Here is a 13,952-nt window from a genome sequence, read left to right on the forward strand (position 1 = left end):
CCTCGGTCATGATATCCGTTCTCCTGTAGCAGTGTTCAGACGCGCGTCGATTTCGGCGACGAGGGCGGGTAGTCGGTCTGCCGAGGTGGGGCGGCCGAGATGGTAACCCTGCGCTCGTCCGCACCGTAGCTCGCGCAACGTCGTCATCGTCACCTCGTCCTCCACTCCCTCTGCCGTCACCGACAGTCCTAGCGTACGGGCGAGTTCGACGGTCGATCGCACGATGGCTTCGTGCGCCGGGTTGTGTGCCATGCCGCCGATGAAGGTGCGGTCGATCTTCAACTCCTGTACCGGCAACCTCTCGATGTACGCGAGCGAGCTGTAGCCGGTGCCGTAGTCGTCGATGGCGACCTGCACACCCATCGCATGCAGAATCGACAGCGCCTCGGTCGCGCCGACCGGGTCGGTCATCGCCGAGGTCTCGGTCACCTCCAAGGTCAATCGACCAGGTGGACAATCGAATTCCTTCAGCGCCGTGCACACCTGTCCGACGAGGGTGTCGTCGAACAGATTGCGGGTCGAGATGTTGACGGCGATGCTCAACTCCAGTCCGTCGGACATCCACTGCCTGCGTTGGGCGAGGGCGTGGGTGAGGACGTAGCTCGTCAGTGGCCGGATCAGTCCGGTGCGTTCGGCGGTGGGCAGGAATGCACTGGGGGACAGGACTGTGCCGTTCGGATGATGCCACCGCAGCAGTGCTTCCACGCCGACGACGGTCATCGTCGTGAGGTCGACCTGCGGTTGATAGTGCAGTCGCAGTTGATCCGTTTCCAATGCTGTGGTGAGTTCGCCGAGCATGATGAGTTGCTCGCTCTTGTCCCGGTCCATCGATCGGTCGTAGTACGCGACGCGCGACTGAGCGGCTTTCGCGGCCTGGACGGCGAGGTCGGCGCGCTGGACGAGGCGATCGGGTGTCGTCTCGTCCTCACCATCTCCGGTCGGAGAAGTCGACGCGACTCCGACGCTCGCTTCGATCAGTAGGGTCATGTTCCCCACCTCGAAGGGTGTGGCGAACCGGAGCTGGATCTCGTGTGCCAACGCGGCCGGATCCATCGACTCCGACGACCCGCACAGGGCGAATTCATCACCGGCCAAGCGCGCCAACAGAATCGAGTCGTCGGCGACCCCTCGCAAGCGCTCGGCGACCAGCACGAGGACCTGATCGCCGAGGCCGCGTCCGAAGGTGTCGTTGATCTCCTTGAATCGGTCGATATCGACGGTCAGCACAGTCGATTCACCCGCATTGCCCCAGAGTCGATGTTCGAGGGCGCGCAGGTTGGCCAGGCCGGTGAGGTGATCGGTATCGGCGACGGCACGGAGCTGGACGGTCTGAGTGTGCAACAACCGCAACAGATCGGTGATGCGAATGATCACCAGGACCACCAACGCGAGAGCGCAGAGCAGCACCGCCCATCCCCACTGGGCGATCGGCTCGTCGCGAACGACCTCGATGAACATCACGATCGGCGCAGTCAGGGTGGCCGCGGTCAGCACGACGACCGTGGGAGTGGTGAACGACGCCATCAGGTGGGCGTTGGATTCGATGTTCGGGTTGGTGATGCGCCGCATGGACGGGTGAAGGGCGGCGACGCCGATCAGGACGTACGAGATGATCCAGCCGACGTCGAACAGGGACCTGTCGGACGAGGAATCCGAGACGATCGCGAAATTGTTCACGGTGTCGGTGACGACCAGTAGCGCAACGGCCACGGTGAGCAGCCGATAGGACAGGGCCCGCCACTGCCTCGAGCCCACGAAGTGCGCCAGCAGTCCCAGCAGGAAGATGTCCATTGCGGGGTACGCGACGTCGACCAGACCGGCGATTCCGGAGATACCCTCGCCGCCGAGCGACGGCTGCACGGCGAACACCCAGGTGAGCAGTCCGAACGCGACCATGACGATGGCGCTGTTGGCGACGTGGCCGCGTTCGCTCGCTCGCCACTTGTGGCGAGCCAGCAGGAACAGGCCGAAGCCGTAGATCGGATAGCCGAGGAGGTACAGCGCATCGGCCAGTGATGGATACGGCACGCTGCCGCGGGTGACGTGGATCCATTCGTAGACGATGTCGCCGAGCACCCACAGTGCGGTTCCGGCGGCGATGGCCAGCCAGGCTCTGCGGTTGGCCGGCCGATGCATCCTTGTACCGATCACGGTGGCAGCGACGGCGGAGGCCCCGACGAGGGCGAAGACGGACTGGGCCCAGACGATCGTCGGGACGAGGAAGTAGACGACGCAGCCGACTGCGCCGAGCGCTGCGTACCACCGCCACCAGGCCGTCACGATTTTCTCCAGCCGTTCACGCCGATCCGACGGCTTCAACAATGTCACACGGACGTGATGTAGGTCACCTGCGCTGCGCGTCCAGTGACAGAAGTATGCCTCAGCGCTACGCTCGGTAAGCGGTACGAAACTGTTTCGATTCGATAAGGGGGCCACGGATGAGCGTCGACGCCCCACGTCGGTCGAGGGTGAGTGTGGAACGCGAGGGCGAATTTCTCGACGCCGCACTACTGTGCCTCGGCGAGGTCGGTTACGACTCACTGTCGATGGACCTGGTTGCCGAGCGAGCGCAGTGCAGCAAGGCCACCCTCTACCGGAGATGGTCGAGCAAGGCCGAGATGGTGGTCGCGGCCATCGAATCGGTCGGCCCGCCCCCGTTCGTCGGCATCGATACCGGAGACCTTCGCGGAGATCTGCTCGAGTTGATGAATCGGGTGTCCGAGGGGGCAGAGCACGATCAACGTTTCGCCGCGGCGATCCACCACGCGGTGATGGTCGACGAACAGTTGGCGGCAGCGGTGCGGAGAACGTTCCTCGAACCCGAGGCCAGATTCCTCGAGTCGGTCGTCGTGCGCGCGGTGCAGCGGGGGGAATTGTCGAGCAGGCCGAGATCGGCAGACTTTCTGCAGTACATGGTGTTCAGCGCAATCATGACGGGCCCATTGACCGACGCCAAGCCTTTGGATTCGGAATACCGAACGCGAATAATCGACGAAGTAATTCTGCCGTCACTTCGCTCGACGACCGACTGACGGCGTTTGTACAACATGTACACGTAATCGATTGACCCGCAACACAACTGAAAAATTGAACCGACCGGCGTCCGACTGGGGCGCCGGATCGAGGTCGTTCGAAATTCCACTGCTGCCAGGAAATGAACGGCTGAATTGGCAGGAAACTGCCAGCTTCTGAGGTGGAAATTCCGTCCAGATTGTCTCTAGGGTTAACGGCATCCGAACAAACGGTAAACAGCACTGATTGCGGATGTAGGCGCGTGGGTCACGCGCTCCCCGGTAACCAGTGCGGAATTCGACTCAACTCGATCGGAATGCGATGAATTTCAACATTCAAGACCTGAGCGGAACGTTCTCGACGTTCGACATCGTGGTGTCTCTGACACTGTCGTTCGTTCTGTCGGCCATCATCGGCTGGGTCTACCGACTCACCCACAAGAACGTCTCGTACAGCCAGTCCTACGTACAAACTCTCGTCACGGTGGGCATGGTCATCAGCTTGATCATGCTGGTCGTCGGATCGAACGTGGCACGGGCGTTCGCCCTCGTCGGTGCGTTGTCCGTCGTCCGATTCCGCAACGCCATCAAGGAAACTCGCGATGTCGGATTCATCTTCCTCGTCATGGCGATCGGCATGGCCACGGGAACTCGCTTCTACGTGTTGGCCATTGCGGCCACGTTTGCCATCTGCTTGGTCATGGTGGTGATGAGCAAGTTCAACTGGTTCAAACTCGATGTGCAGCGTCAGGTCGTCAAGGTGCAGGTTCCACCCGACGCCGATTACACCGATCTCGTCGAGGACGTACTGATCAAGTACTGCAAGGAGTTCGAGCTCGTCAGTACCGAATCGGTGCGATCGGGTGCGCTGACCGAGTTGTACTTCACGGCCCAACTCAGATCGGGCAAGAAACCCGGTGAGTTGATCGCAGCGCTCAGTGAGGTCAATACCGGACAACGGGTTTCGGTACTCACCGGATACGACCAGACGGACATCTGATCGTGGCCGACCCGAACGCGAACTTTCCCACCGCTCCGACAACCCTGCGAAGGAGGCTCGTCCACCGAGTGCCTCGGACGGTGCGGCAGCATTGGAAAATTGCTGCCACACTGCTGGTGTTCGTCGTGGTGATGGCGACCGTGTTCGGGTCGACCCGGATCCGCCCGTACATCACCGGCGATGCAACCGTCATCGCCTCCGAGATCACCGAGAACGTCCAGGGTACGGTCGATCTGTTCGATACCACTGTGTCGCACTCGATTTCGGTGGATATCGACGCCGGCGACTACCAGACCCTGAAGGACTCGTTCCAGAACGAGGGTGTCAAGGAATCGGTACCCGCAGACATCACCATCGACGGCACTCTGATCTCGGACGTCGGTATTCGGTTGAAGGGCAACTCGACGCTGAGCACGCTGAGCAACGACGACGGCACGATGCCGGGACGCGGGGGTGGCAACGCCGGCGCGGACGCCGCAGCAGCTCCTGCGGACGGCGCAGCCATGCCCGAGGGCGGGGGAATGCCGGAGGGTGCAACCATGCCGGAGGGTGCCACCATGCCGGAGGGTGCCACCATGCCGGAGGGTGCAGCACCTGCGGATGGCGCAGCACCTACCGATGGTGCTGCCATGCCCGAGGGCGGGGGAATGCCCGGTGGTGCCGGGATGGCCATGTTCGGTGAACCGCTCAGTTTCGATGAGCCCGAGGATCTTCCGTTTCTGATCGACTTCGCCGAGTACTCCGAGGGCCGGGCGTATCAGGGTCACACCACGCTCTCGCTGCGGCCGTACACTCCGGCGTTGAACGAGTCGGTTTCCCTTGCGATCACCGAGGCTTCGGGCCAGGCGACCCAGGACTTCACCTACACCACGTATTCGGTGAACGACTCGACCGAGACGACGCGACTGGTGGTCGTCGCTCCTGACGACGACTACGCCAATTCTCTGCACGACGGCGACGGGGTGTTGTACAAGACCGGCGCGAATGCGAGTTTCACGTATCAGGGCGATGACCAGACCACCTACGCCGAGCAGTTCACCCAGATCAATGCCCGCGGCACAGCGGACCTGCAACCGATCATCACGCTGCTGAAGTGGCTCGACGGTGCCGACCAGGCCGAGTTCGATGCGCATCTGGCCGACTACGTCGACGTCGACTCGCTGGCGAATTACCTTGCACTGCAGAACTTGCTGGGCAACGGCGACGACATGGGCGGACCGGGAAAGAACTTCTACCTCTACTACGACCTGGACACGAAGAAGTTCTCCGTCGTGTCGTGGGATCTCAATCTGGCTCTGAATTCCGATTCCACCGCCGGGGCGCACGACGAAGTCTCGATGATTCCCGGTGGCGGAGGAGCCGGAGGCGGTGGCATGCCGCAGATGCCCGAGGGCTTCACACCACCGGAGGGAATGGAGATTCCGGAGGGTGGGGGCATGCCCGAAGGTGGACCGATGCTGGGTAATTCGCTCAAGGACATGTTCTTGGACTCGACGGAATTCACGGACGAATACGACGCTGCGTACCGCACGATCTACGACGAGTTGTGGGCCAGTGGTCGAGTACTCGACATCGTCGACGAGGTTGCCGCATCCGTTCCCACGTCGGCCGGGCTCACCCAGGAGGAGATCGACGCCGACGCTGCCGAATTGAAGTCACGGCTGCAGATCCGAATCGATGCACTCGCCGACGATCCTGTCGTGACGGGATCGTCGTGATGTCCCGGCGGTCAGCGCAGGGTCAGGGTGTCTGCCGGGGAAACCTCGCGGCGGGGGTCGCGCAGCGGCATGCCGTTGATCAGGACCATTCCCTCCATCACGAAGGAGGCGGCCTGCGACAGCGTGCGCGCAGTGCCTGTGGCAACCAGCAACTCGGGAACAGAAGTTCGACCGTTCATGACCTGATGCTGCTCCCGAGCGGTGACCGTCGACGCTCGATCGCGTGGCGGGTAGGCGACAGTCAGGTGAACACTCGGAGACGGCGGGTCGGCGTGGTGGTCGCTGCGTGCGGGGTCGGTGCCTCGGTGCTCGCGTCGTGCACCTCGGCCCAATCCCCAGCGACCCAACCCCCGGCAGCCCAACCCTCAGCCGTCGCGGGATTCGAAACCTGGTGCACCCCCACCGACTCGGGCCTGTCCGAGTTGTCGGGTCTGGCGTGGACGGGCGATACCGGCTACGCGATCGGGGACCGCGGCAGCGACGATCGGCTGGCGGTGCTCGACCGTGCCTGCGAGGTGACCGGGTGGATCGACGTCGGAGTCGAGACGGTCGACGTCGAGGACATGGCCGTCGACAGCGCGGGGATCGTGTGGCTCGCCGACACCGGTGACAACGACGGTGAACGCGAGAGCGTCACCCTGATCGGCGTCGATGTCCGGTCCGATCGCCGCACCTCCGTCTCTCTGCGCTACCCGGACGGCGCACACGACGTCGAGGCGTTCGCTCTGACGCCCACCGGGCAACCGGTGTTGATCACCAAGGTCTCGGGCGGTGCGTCCGCAACGATCTACTCGTCCGACGAATCCGTTACCGGCGCAGCAGACACCGTGGATCTGGTTCGCGTCGGAGCGGTGGCCGCAACTGCTGCGGACGGGTCGAGTCGGCCGATCACCGGTGCAGCCGTCGATGCCGACGCGACCGTGGGGGCACTGCGAACGAAGAAGGATCTGTTCGTCTTCGATATCGCCGACGGCGATGTGGCCGCGGCATTCTCGGGCGCTCCCACCGGTGTCGTCGAGGGCCCCGATCAACCACAGGGCGAGGCCGTCGCCTTCACCGACGCGGGTGAACTACTGCTCGCGTCCGAGGCCGACGGAGCCACCGAACTACCCCCGATCGTGTTCGCCGAGCCGAACTGAACGCGGCGTCGCCCGACCGTCACACCCACCGAAGGAAGGATCGCTCCATGAGTCTGTTCGACAAATTTCGGCCCAAGGCCGCACTGGAGAAACAGGGTGCCTCGCCGGAAGACCTCAATACCGAGCCCACCGGTTATCAGCAGACTGCCAGCAAGCTGCACTCGTTCAACAGGTACGAGATCAAGTACTTCGTCGCCGAAGCCGACGTCGAACAGGTTCGTGAAGAGTTGACGGCGCGGATGGACACCGATCCGTTCTCGCCCAAGGGTGGCTACCCGGTCACCTCCCTGTACTACGACACCACCGACCTGCGGTTCTACTGGGAGAAGATCGAGGGCCTGAAGTTCCGCCGCAAGGTGCGGGTGCGGCTGTACGGGGCACCGTCCGAATGCACGGACGACACACCGGTGCAGATCGAGATCAAGCAGCGCGTCAACAGAGTCACCCAGAAGCGTCGAATCTCGTTGCCCTACGACGTTTCTCAGCGGTGGTTGAACGGCCGTGAGGAGATCGAGTGCGATCCGAGTCAGCGTCCGTTCGTCAACGAGGTCAGCACGTTGATCGCCAACCTCGACCTGCGTCCGATGGTCACCACCGGCTATCTGCGCGAGGCCTACGTCGGCCGCGAGGCCGATCTCGGTCTGCGGGTGACGATCGACCACAAGGTGCACGGTCGGGATCGCGATTTTCGATTCGATTCCGGTGCCCAGAACCGTTTCATCATTCCGCCCAAGCTCGCGATCCTGGAGATCAAGGCCAACGAGCGAGTGCCGTACTGGGTGACCGACATGACGGCCCGGATGAACATGTCCGTCATCCGAGTCTCGAAGTACTGCCAGTCCATCGAGGCGTTCGAGATGGCACCGCGATCACGCGCCGGTGCGCCCGAACTCGTCCTTCCCGCCGATGCCGACCATCGCGTGCCGTCGGATCTGCTCGAGCCCTACGCCGGCGCTCGCCGGTAGCCGCCGTACCCCTAGGAGACGGAAGATGTTCGCACGCTTCAAACCCAAGTCCGTTCTGTTCTACGACCTGTTCAACTCCTCTGCTCAGCTGCTGGCCACCGGAGCCAAGACGTTGACCGAACTGCTCGAATCCGCACCGGAGATCGATGCTGTGGCGCGTCGCATGGTCGATCTCGAGCACGAAGCCGACAGCGTCACCCACGACCTGTTCCGCACCCTGAACTCGAGCTTCATCACCCCGTTCGATCGCACCGACATCTACGTCCTCGGTTCGAGCCTCGACGACGTCATGGACCACATGGAAGCGGCGACACATCTGCTCTCGCTCTACCGAATAGGCGAACTCACCCCACACATGCACGACATGATCGACATCCTCGACCGGTCGGCGAAGGTCACGGCGGAAGCCATGCCGAGGTTGGCGTCGATGAAGGATCTCGAGCGCTACTGGATCGAGATCAACGAGCTCGAGAACCGGGCCGATCATGCCTATCGGACATTTCTGGCGGATCTGTTCGACGGCCGTTTCGACGCATTGACAGTGATGAAACTCAAGGGAGTGGGCGACGAACTCGAAGACGCCGCAGACGCTTTCGAGAAGGTAGCGCACGTCATCGAATCCATCGTGCTGAAAGAGACGTGAGTGCGCGGTGGTAGCACTCGTTCTGGTCATCACCCTGGCGATGGCGTTCACCTTCACCAACGGCTTTCACGATTCGGCCAATGCCATCGCGACATCGGTGTCCACGCGCGCACTCACACTGCGGACGGCACTGGTCATGGCCGCGGTGGGAAACTTGCTCGGTTCCTTCTTCGGCGCGAAGGTCGCCTCGACTGTGGGGGAGGGAATCATCGCCCTCGACGTCGGATCCGACGCGTTGCTCGTGGTCGGGTGCGCCCTGGTCGGTGCCATCGCCTGGAATCTGATCACGTGGTGGTTCGGGTTGCCGTCCTCGTCCTCGCACGCATTGGTCGGCGGCATGGTGGGAGCTGCACTGGCCGGCGGCATGACCGTGCTGTGGGGTGGCGTCGCGACCAAGGTGATCCTCCCGATGATCGTTTCTCCTGCAGTCGGTTTCGTGCTCGGAAGCGCCGTGATGGTGGCCATTCTGTGGATGTTCCGGCGGTCGTCTCCCAGTGCCACCAGCCGGGGGTTCCGGCGCGCTCAGACCTGCTCGGCCGCGGCCATGGCCTTCGGGCACGGTATGCAGGATGCAGCCAAGACGATGGGCATCGTGGTTCTGGCTCTGGTCGTGTCCGGCAATCAGGTCGACTACACGATTCCCCTGTGGTGCTACTTCCTCACCGCGACGGTGCTGGCGCTCGGAACAGCGACCGGTGGGATGCGGATCATGCGCACCCTCGGCCGCAAGATCATCGAACTCGACCCACCCCAGGGCTTCGCGGCCGAGGCGACCGCGTCCGCGGTTCTGTACGTGGCCTCGATCGGACTGGGAGCGCCGGTATCGACGACGCATGTCATCTCGTCGGCGATCATGGGCGTCGGGGCGACCAAACGCACGACGGCCGTGCGCTGGGGAACGGCGGGAAACATGCTCGCGGCGTGGGTCACCACGCTGCCCGCGGCGGCTGCTGTCGCCGCGCTGACCTACGTGATTGCAGGGGTGTTCTCGTGAAGCGGCGAGCGGGTTGGACATCGGTGAGTGCTGCACTGTGCATGGTGGCACTGAGCTCGGTGACCGGCTGTGGTTACGAGATGACGTCGACGGACACCGGCAGCGGCATCTCTCGTGACGTGCAGGAGGCCAGGGACGGCTTTCTCGAGACCCCGGGAATGGCCGAACTGTTCGACGACCTCTACGGGCAGGACATCGGCACGACCGTCAACGAGGTGTTCGCACTGGGCATCTACATTCCGGGCTTCTGCGAGACCCGCGCTCAGCAGGGATTGTCCGAGGAGGAAGCCGTCGCGGAAGTGACCGATTCTCTCGGTGCGACCTACGAGAAGGGGACCGGCGAGCCCTGGGCCGAGCCGATAGTCCAGGCCGCGGAGCAGCACGTCTGCGACTGACCCGGGCATCGGTGTCGGTGGCCTGTGCAAGCATGGAACGGTGGAGTCCACCGGCAGATCCGTGGCGAGCATCATGCACGCCGACCTGGACTCCTTCTATGCCTCGGTGGAGCAGCGTGACGATCCGCGGCTGCGCGGTAAGCCGGTGATCGTCGGCGGGGGAGTGGTGCTCGCCGCCAGCTACGAGGCCAAGGCCTTCGGGGTGCGTACGGCGATGAGCGGCGGGCAGGCACGCGCGGTGTGTCCGCAGGCCATCGTGGTCCCGCCGCGCATGGAGGCGTACTCGCAGGCGAGCAAGGACGTGTTCGACGTCTTCCACGACACCACCCCGCTGGTGGAGGGCATCTCCATCGACGAGGCGTTTCTCGACGTCGGCGGGTTGCAGAAGATTGCGGGCAGTGCCACGGAGATCGGACAACGTCTGCGGCAGGAGGTCGCCGAACAGGTAGGGCTGCCCATCACCGTCGGGATCGCCACCACCAAGTTTCTGGCGAAGGTGGCCAGTGCTTTCGCCAAGCCCGACGGCCTACTGCTCGTGCCGCCCGGCGGCGAACTCGAGTTCCTGCATCCGCTGAACATCGAAAGGCTGTGGGGCGTCGGCAAAGTGACCGCCGAGAAACTGCACGTCCTCGACATCAGGACCGTCGGCGACATCGCGGCCTACGGCGAGCGTTCGTTGGCCTCGGTGCTGGGCAAGGGTGCGGGTGCTCATCTGTACGCGCTGGCCATGGGCCGAGATCCCCGACGCGTCCAGCCCGGGAAGTCCCGCAGTTCCATCGGCGCACAGCGGGCACTCGGCCGCGGCAGGCACGACGCAGCCGAGGTGGAGGCCTCGTTGATCGGGCTCGTCGATCGCGTCACACACCGTATGCGCGCAGCGGAGCGAACCGGTCGAACCGTGATGTTGCGCTTACGTTTTGCCGATTTCACTCGCGCCACCAGATCGCACACGCTCGATCGCGCCACCGCCGATACCAGGGATATCCTCGACGCCGCACTCGAATTGCTGCGCGACGCGGCACCGCTGATCTCGGAGAAGGGCATCACCCTCGTCGGTGTCACCGTTTCGAGTATCGACAAGGGCGGCGCGGAACAACTCGAATTGCAGTTCGACGCACCGTCGGTACGGACGCCGCCGGAGGCATCGGCTCTCGACCGCGCGCTCGACGGGGTGCACAAGAAGTTCGGATCTACCTCGCTCACTCGCGGGGTGCTGCTCGGTCGCGATCCGGGAATCTCTGTTCCGCTGTTGCCGGACTGACTACCGCCGTGTCGTCGGTTGCACCCGAAAGCCGGTGGGCATCATGGTCAGTCGCTCCTCGACCCGCAGGCGGTACGACGGGTCGGCTCGCAGATCGAAACGCTGGAGAATCGTTCCGAGGACCAGGACCGCCTCGTGAATGGCGAATTGCCGTCCGATGCAGGCGCGTTCGCCGGTGCCGAATGGCTTGTAGGCATGGGCCGGTCTGGCTTTGATGCGGTCGGGTAGAAAGTTGTCCGGGTCGAACTCGTCGGGGCGATCGCCCCACACCGGATCGCGATGCAGGGCCGTCACCAGCACGATCGCCCAGTCCCCGGCCGCCATTCGGTAGCCGTCGCCGACGGTGGTCTCCGTCCGTGCTCCCCGGCCGAACGCGGGAACCGTCGGCCACAGGCGCAGCGATTCGTCGAGGACTCGGCGGACGTACCGCAGCTTGGGGACCTGCCCGAACTCGGGCTCACCCGCACCCCAGACCTCGTCGACCTCGGCGCGGGCCCGCTCGAAGACCTCCGGATGTGTCGCCAGGTAGTACAGCGCGAACGACAGTGCACCGGAGGTGGTCTCGTGTCCGGCGATCAGGAACGTCAGGATCTGATAGCCGATGTTGGCTTCGCTCAATGCATTCGGATTGTCCACCTCACGTGCCGCGTCCATCATGATCTGCAGCAGGTCGGCGAAGTCTTCGGTGGACCGGCGCCTGGTCCGGACGACATCTGCGAGGACGTCGGCCAGGTACTGCTTGTTGTGTGCGTATTCGCGGTCGGATCGGGCGAACAGGGGCTTGGCGAACGCGGGGATCTTCAGCAGTGCCCGCCTCTGGTTGTAGGTCAGGGCGCCGACCATGGCGGAGACGAACGGATGCGGCTCGGTTCGCTCGAACGAGCCGAAGCTGTAACTGAATCCGGTGCGACCGATGGTCTCGAGCGTCAGCTTCGTCATGTCCGAGGACACGTCGGTGGTTGCGCCGGCGCGTGCGCGGTCTTCCCAGTGCCGAACCAGATCGTCGGCGACGTCGACCATGATCTCGTGATAGCCGCGCATGGCACCGGCGGTGAAGGCCGGACGCAACAGATCGTGGGCCCGTTGCCAGTTCGGTTCGTGGTTGTAGGCGGTGAACAGTCCGTCGGCCCCGATGTCGCGCAGATTCTCGACGCCGGGAGGCAGAAACTTCTCGAACCGTTTCTCATCGCACAGTTCGCCCACCACGTCGGCACCGGAGGCGAAGACGAAGCGTCGACCGAGGATGTTCCGCTCGAACATCGGGCCGAGGCGGCCGGCCATGGCGGTCGAATCCTGAACCGGGGTGCGCGGGTCGACGCCGACGATGTCGCCGAGTACGGGAACTCGGTACGGGGGATGCGGTAGAGCGCCGTTTCGTACCGCGAACTCTGTCGACATCGCCACTCCATCGTTCGGCTTGTTGAATCGGTGTCCAATAGTGACCGTACTCACTGTTGAACTCGTGTCAAGTAAAGTTCGAGGCCCATGACCACACCTCGCAAGCGGATGACGCCGGCGCAGCGGCGTGCGCAACTCCTCGAGATCGGCTCGGCACTGTTCGCCGAGCGGCCCTACGAGGACGTGTGGATCGAAGAGGTCGCCGATCTGGCGGGCGTCTCACGCGGGCTGATGTACCACTACTTCCCGTCCAAGCGGGAGTTCTTCGTCGAGATCGTGCGCACCGAGTCCGAGCGGAACCTCGACCTCACCGCACCGGACACCTCGCTTCCGGTCCTCGAACAGATCGCCGCCGGGCTCGATGCCTACATCTCCTACGCCGACGAGCACGCGCACGGCATTCGAGCCGTCAACCGCGGGTCCCTGCTGGGAGACCGACGGATCGACGACATCCTCACGCGCGAGTTCGAGATTCAGCAGGAGCGGATCCTGGCTGCTCTGCCCGAGAGATTTCGCGACGACGACATGGTCCGCACCGCATTGCGCGGGTGGGTGGCCTTCGTGCGAGCGGTGTGCCTGGACTGGGTCGAGCGCAGAACTCTCGACCGGGAACAGGTCCGTGCGCTGTGTCTTCGTGCCGTTGCAGGCCTTCTCGAGGTGTGAGCTGCGGGGTTATCGTCGACGCATGTGCCGAAACATCACCACCCTGCGAGGCTTGGAACCCCACGCCACCGACGAGGAGATCGAAGCGGCCGCGCGTCAGTACGTCCGCAAGATCAGCGGCGTGCAGAAGACGTCCGACGCCACCCGTGACGCGTTCGAGCGTGCCGTCGCCGAGGTGACGGCAACGACGCACCGGCTCCTCGATGCGCTTCCGGAGCGGCGTCAGCCACCGCCCACGGTGCCGCCACTGCGGCGTCCGGAGGTGCAGGCGAGGATTGCGGCGGCGGGAGTGGCGCCTGCGGAACGACCCAAATCAGCGGCGAACACCGGGTCCTAGTGGGTGCTGTCCGGCGGCACCGCGGGGAGTCCTTCGCTCACGCGGAGCTTCTCGGCCATCGAGCTGAGCAGGTTCTGGGACTCCTCGGACAGGTCGAATGCCCGGGCGGACAGGCGGCGTAGGCCGTATCCCTGCAGCTGGGTGAGCAGTTCGAGGTCGTGATCGACCTTGGCCGCGTAGATGTCGTCGAAGAAGTAGTCGGGCTTGACCTTGAAGAACGTGGCCAGTGCCGCCACGGTGTCCGCAGACGGATTGGCGCGCTGCCCCGACCGCAATTGCGAGATGTACGGCTTGGAGATCTGGTGCCCGCGCAGGGCGAGAGCGTCGGCGACCTCGGCATTGGTGTGCGGCTTGCGTCCGGTCGGGTGGATCGTGGAGAACAGATGGTTCAGGCGTGCGGCGAAATCAGCGGACATCGGGGATGTGTG

The 13,952-nt window shown here is 64.0% G+C and carries 15 protein-coding genes; 11 read left to right on the forward strand and 4 right to left on the reverse strand.

Annotated elements, in window-relative coordinates; all coding sequences use genetic code 11:
* Positions 1 to 6 precede the first annotated feature (6 nt).
* Complete coding sequence (locus CH271_RS02580; protein WP_094632560.1) at positions 7 to 2,280, reverse strand: putative bifunctional diguanylate cyclase/phosphodiesterase; 2,274 nt, start codon at positions 2,278 to 2,280, stop codon at positions 7 to 9.
* Between the two features lie 158 nt (positions 2,281 to 2,438).
* On the opposite strand from CH271_RS02580, the gene CH271_RS02585 reads away from it, so the two are divergent.
* From CH271_RS02585 to CH271_RS02595, 3 genes are all read left to right on the forward strand, one after another.
* Positions 2,439 to 3,032, forward strand: a complete 594-nt coding sequence (locus tag CH271_RS02585; protein WP_068053805.1) for a TetR/AcrR family transcriptional regulator — start codon at positions 2,439 to 2,441, stop codon at positions 3,030 to 3,032.
* Positions 3,033 to 3,333: 301 nt separating this feature from the next.
* On the forward strand, positions 3,334 to 4,011 hold the full coding sequence (locus tag CH271_RS02590; RefSeq protein ID WP_037190487.1) for a DUF4956 domain-containing protein: 678 nt from the start codon (positions 3,334 to 3,336) through the stop codon (positions 4,009 to 4,011).
* A 68-nt stretch (positions 4,012 to 4,079) separates the two neighbouring features.
* Positions 4,080 to 5,729 (forward strand): CotH kinase family protein, encoded by a 1,650-nt coding sequence (locus CH271_RS02595; RefSeq protein ID WP_256986157.1) that lies wholly within the window; start codon positions 4,080 to 4,082, stop codon positions 5,727 to 5,729.
* A gap of 11 nt (positions 5,730 to 5,740) precedes the next feature.
* On the opposite strand, the gene CH271_RS28660 is transcribed toward CH271_RS02595, so the two are convergent.
* Positions 5,741 to 5,908, reverse strand: coding sequence for a S4 domain-containing protein (locus tag CH271_RS28660; protein WP_155292901.1), 168 nt, complete (start codon positions 5,906 to 5,908; stop codon positions 5,741 to 5,743).
* Positions 5,909 to 5,974: 66 nt separating this feature from the next.
* Here CH271_RS28660 and CH271_RS02600 point away from each other — a divergent pair, with 66 nt between their 5' ends.
* Genes CH271_RS02600 through dinB form a run of 6 tightly spaced genes read left to right on the forward strand, consistent with a single transcriptional unit; the run spans position 5,975 to position 11,126 of the window.
* A complete protein-coding gene (locus CH271_RS02600; RefSeq protein WP_143545991.1) occupies positions 5,975 to 6,868 on the forward strand; it encodes a hypothetical protein in 894 nt (297 codons plus the stop codon).
* A gap of 47 nt (positions 6,869 to 6,915) precedes the next feature.
* The gene (locus tag CH271_RS02605; RefSeq protein ID WP_094632563.1) at positions 6,916 to 7,833 is read left to right on the forward strand and encodes a polyphosphate polymerase domain-containing protein; all 918 of its coding nucleotides are present in this window, start codon (positions 6,916 to 6,918) and stop codon (positions 7,831 to 7,833) included.
* A 25-nt stretch (positions 7,834 to 7,858) separates the two neighbouring features.
* The gene (locus CH271_RS02610) at positions 7,859 to 8,476 is read left to right on the forward strand and encodes a DUF47 domain-containing protein (RefSeq protein ID WP_037190484.1); all 618 of its coding nucleotides are present in this window, start codon (positions 7,859 to 7,861) and stop codon (positions 8,474 to 8,476) included.
* A 7-nt stretch (positions 8,477 to 8,483) separates the two neighbouring features.
* Positions 8,484 to 9,470: an inorganic phosphate transporter gene (locus tag CH271_RS02615; protein ID WP_037190482.1), complete on the forward strand. Its 987-nt coding sequence runs from the start codon at positions 8,484 to 8,486 to the stop codon at positions 9,468 to 9,470.
* Entirely contained in the window at positions 9,467 to 9,865 is a 399-nt protein-coding gene (locus CH271_RS02620) for a hypothetical protein (protein WP_143545992.1), read from the forward strand. The genes CH271_RS02615 and CH271_RS02620 overlap by 4 nt, the downstream gene beginning before the upstream one ends.
* 40 nt (positions 9,866 to 9,905) lie before the next feature.
* Entirely contained in the window at positions 9,906 to 11,126 is a 1,221-nt protein-coding gene (gene dinB / locus CH271_RS02625) for a DNA polymerase IV (RefSeq protein ID WP_256986158.1), read from the forward strand.
* On the opposite strand, the gene CH271_RS02630 is transcribed toward dinB, so the two are convergent.
* Positions 11,127 to 12,524 carry a cytochrome P450 gene (locus tag CH271_RS02630; RefSeq protein ID WP_094632742.1) on the reverse strand — a complete coding sequence of 466 codons (1,398 nt, stop codon included), beginning with the start codon at positions 12,522 to 12,524 and terminating at the stop codon, positions 11,127 to 11,129.
* Positions 12,525 to 12,611: 87 nt separating this feature from the next.
* On the opposite strand from CH271_RS02630, the gene CH271_RS02635 reads away from it, so the two are divergent.
* Together CH271_RS02635 and CH271_RS02640 are read left to right on the forward strand one after the other, a co-directional pair.
* On the forward strand, positions 12,612 to 13,187 hold the full coding sequence (locus tag CH271_RS02635; protein WP_094632565.1) for a TetR/AcrR family transcriptional regulator: 576 nt from the start codon (positions 12,612 to 12,614) through the stop codon (positions 13,185 to 13,187).
* 22 nt (positions 13,188 to 13,209) lie between these two features.
* Positions 13,210 to 13,524, forward strand: coding sequence for a DUF2277 domain-containing protein (locus CH271_RS02640; RefSeq protein WP_094632566.1), 315 nt, complete (start codon positions 13,210 to 13,212; stop codon positions 13,522 to 13,524).
* Here the strand turns inward: CH271_RS02640 and CH271_RS02645 are convergent.
* Complete coding sequence (locus CH271_RS02645) at positions 13,521 to 13,940, reverse strand: helix-turn-helix domain-containing protein (RefSeq protein ID WP_037190519.1); 420 nt, start codon at positions 13,938 to 13,940, stop codon at positions 13,521 to 13,523. The two genes, CH271_RS02640 and CH271_RS02645, sit on opposite strands and share 4 nt — an antisense overlap.
* Positions 13,941 to 13,952 lie beyond the last annotated feature (12 nt).

Source organism: Rhodococcus sp. 05-340-2 (assembly GCF_002258915.1).
Lineage (GTDB): Bacteria > Actinomycetota > Actinomycetes > Mycobacteriales > Mycobacteriaceae > Rhodococcoides.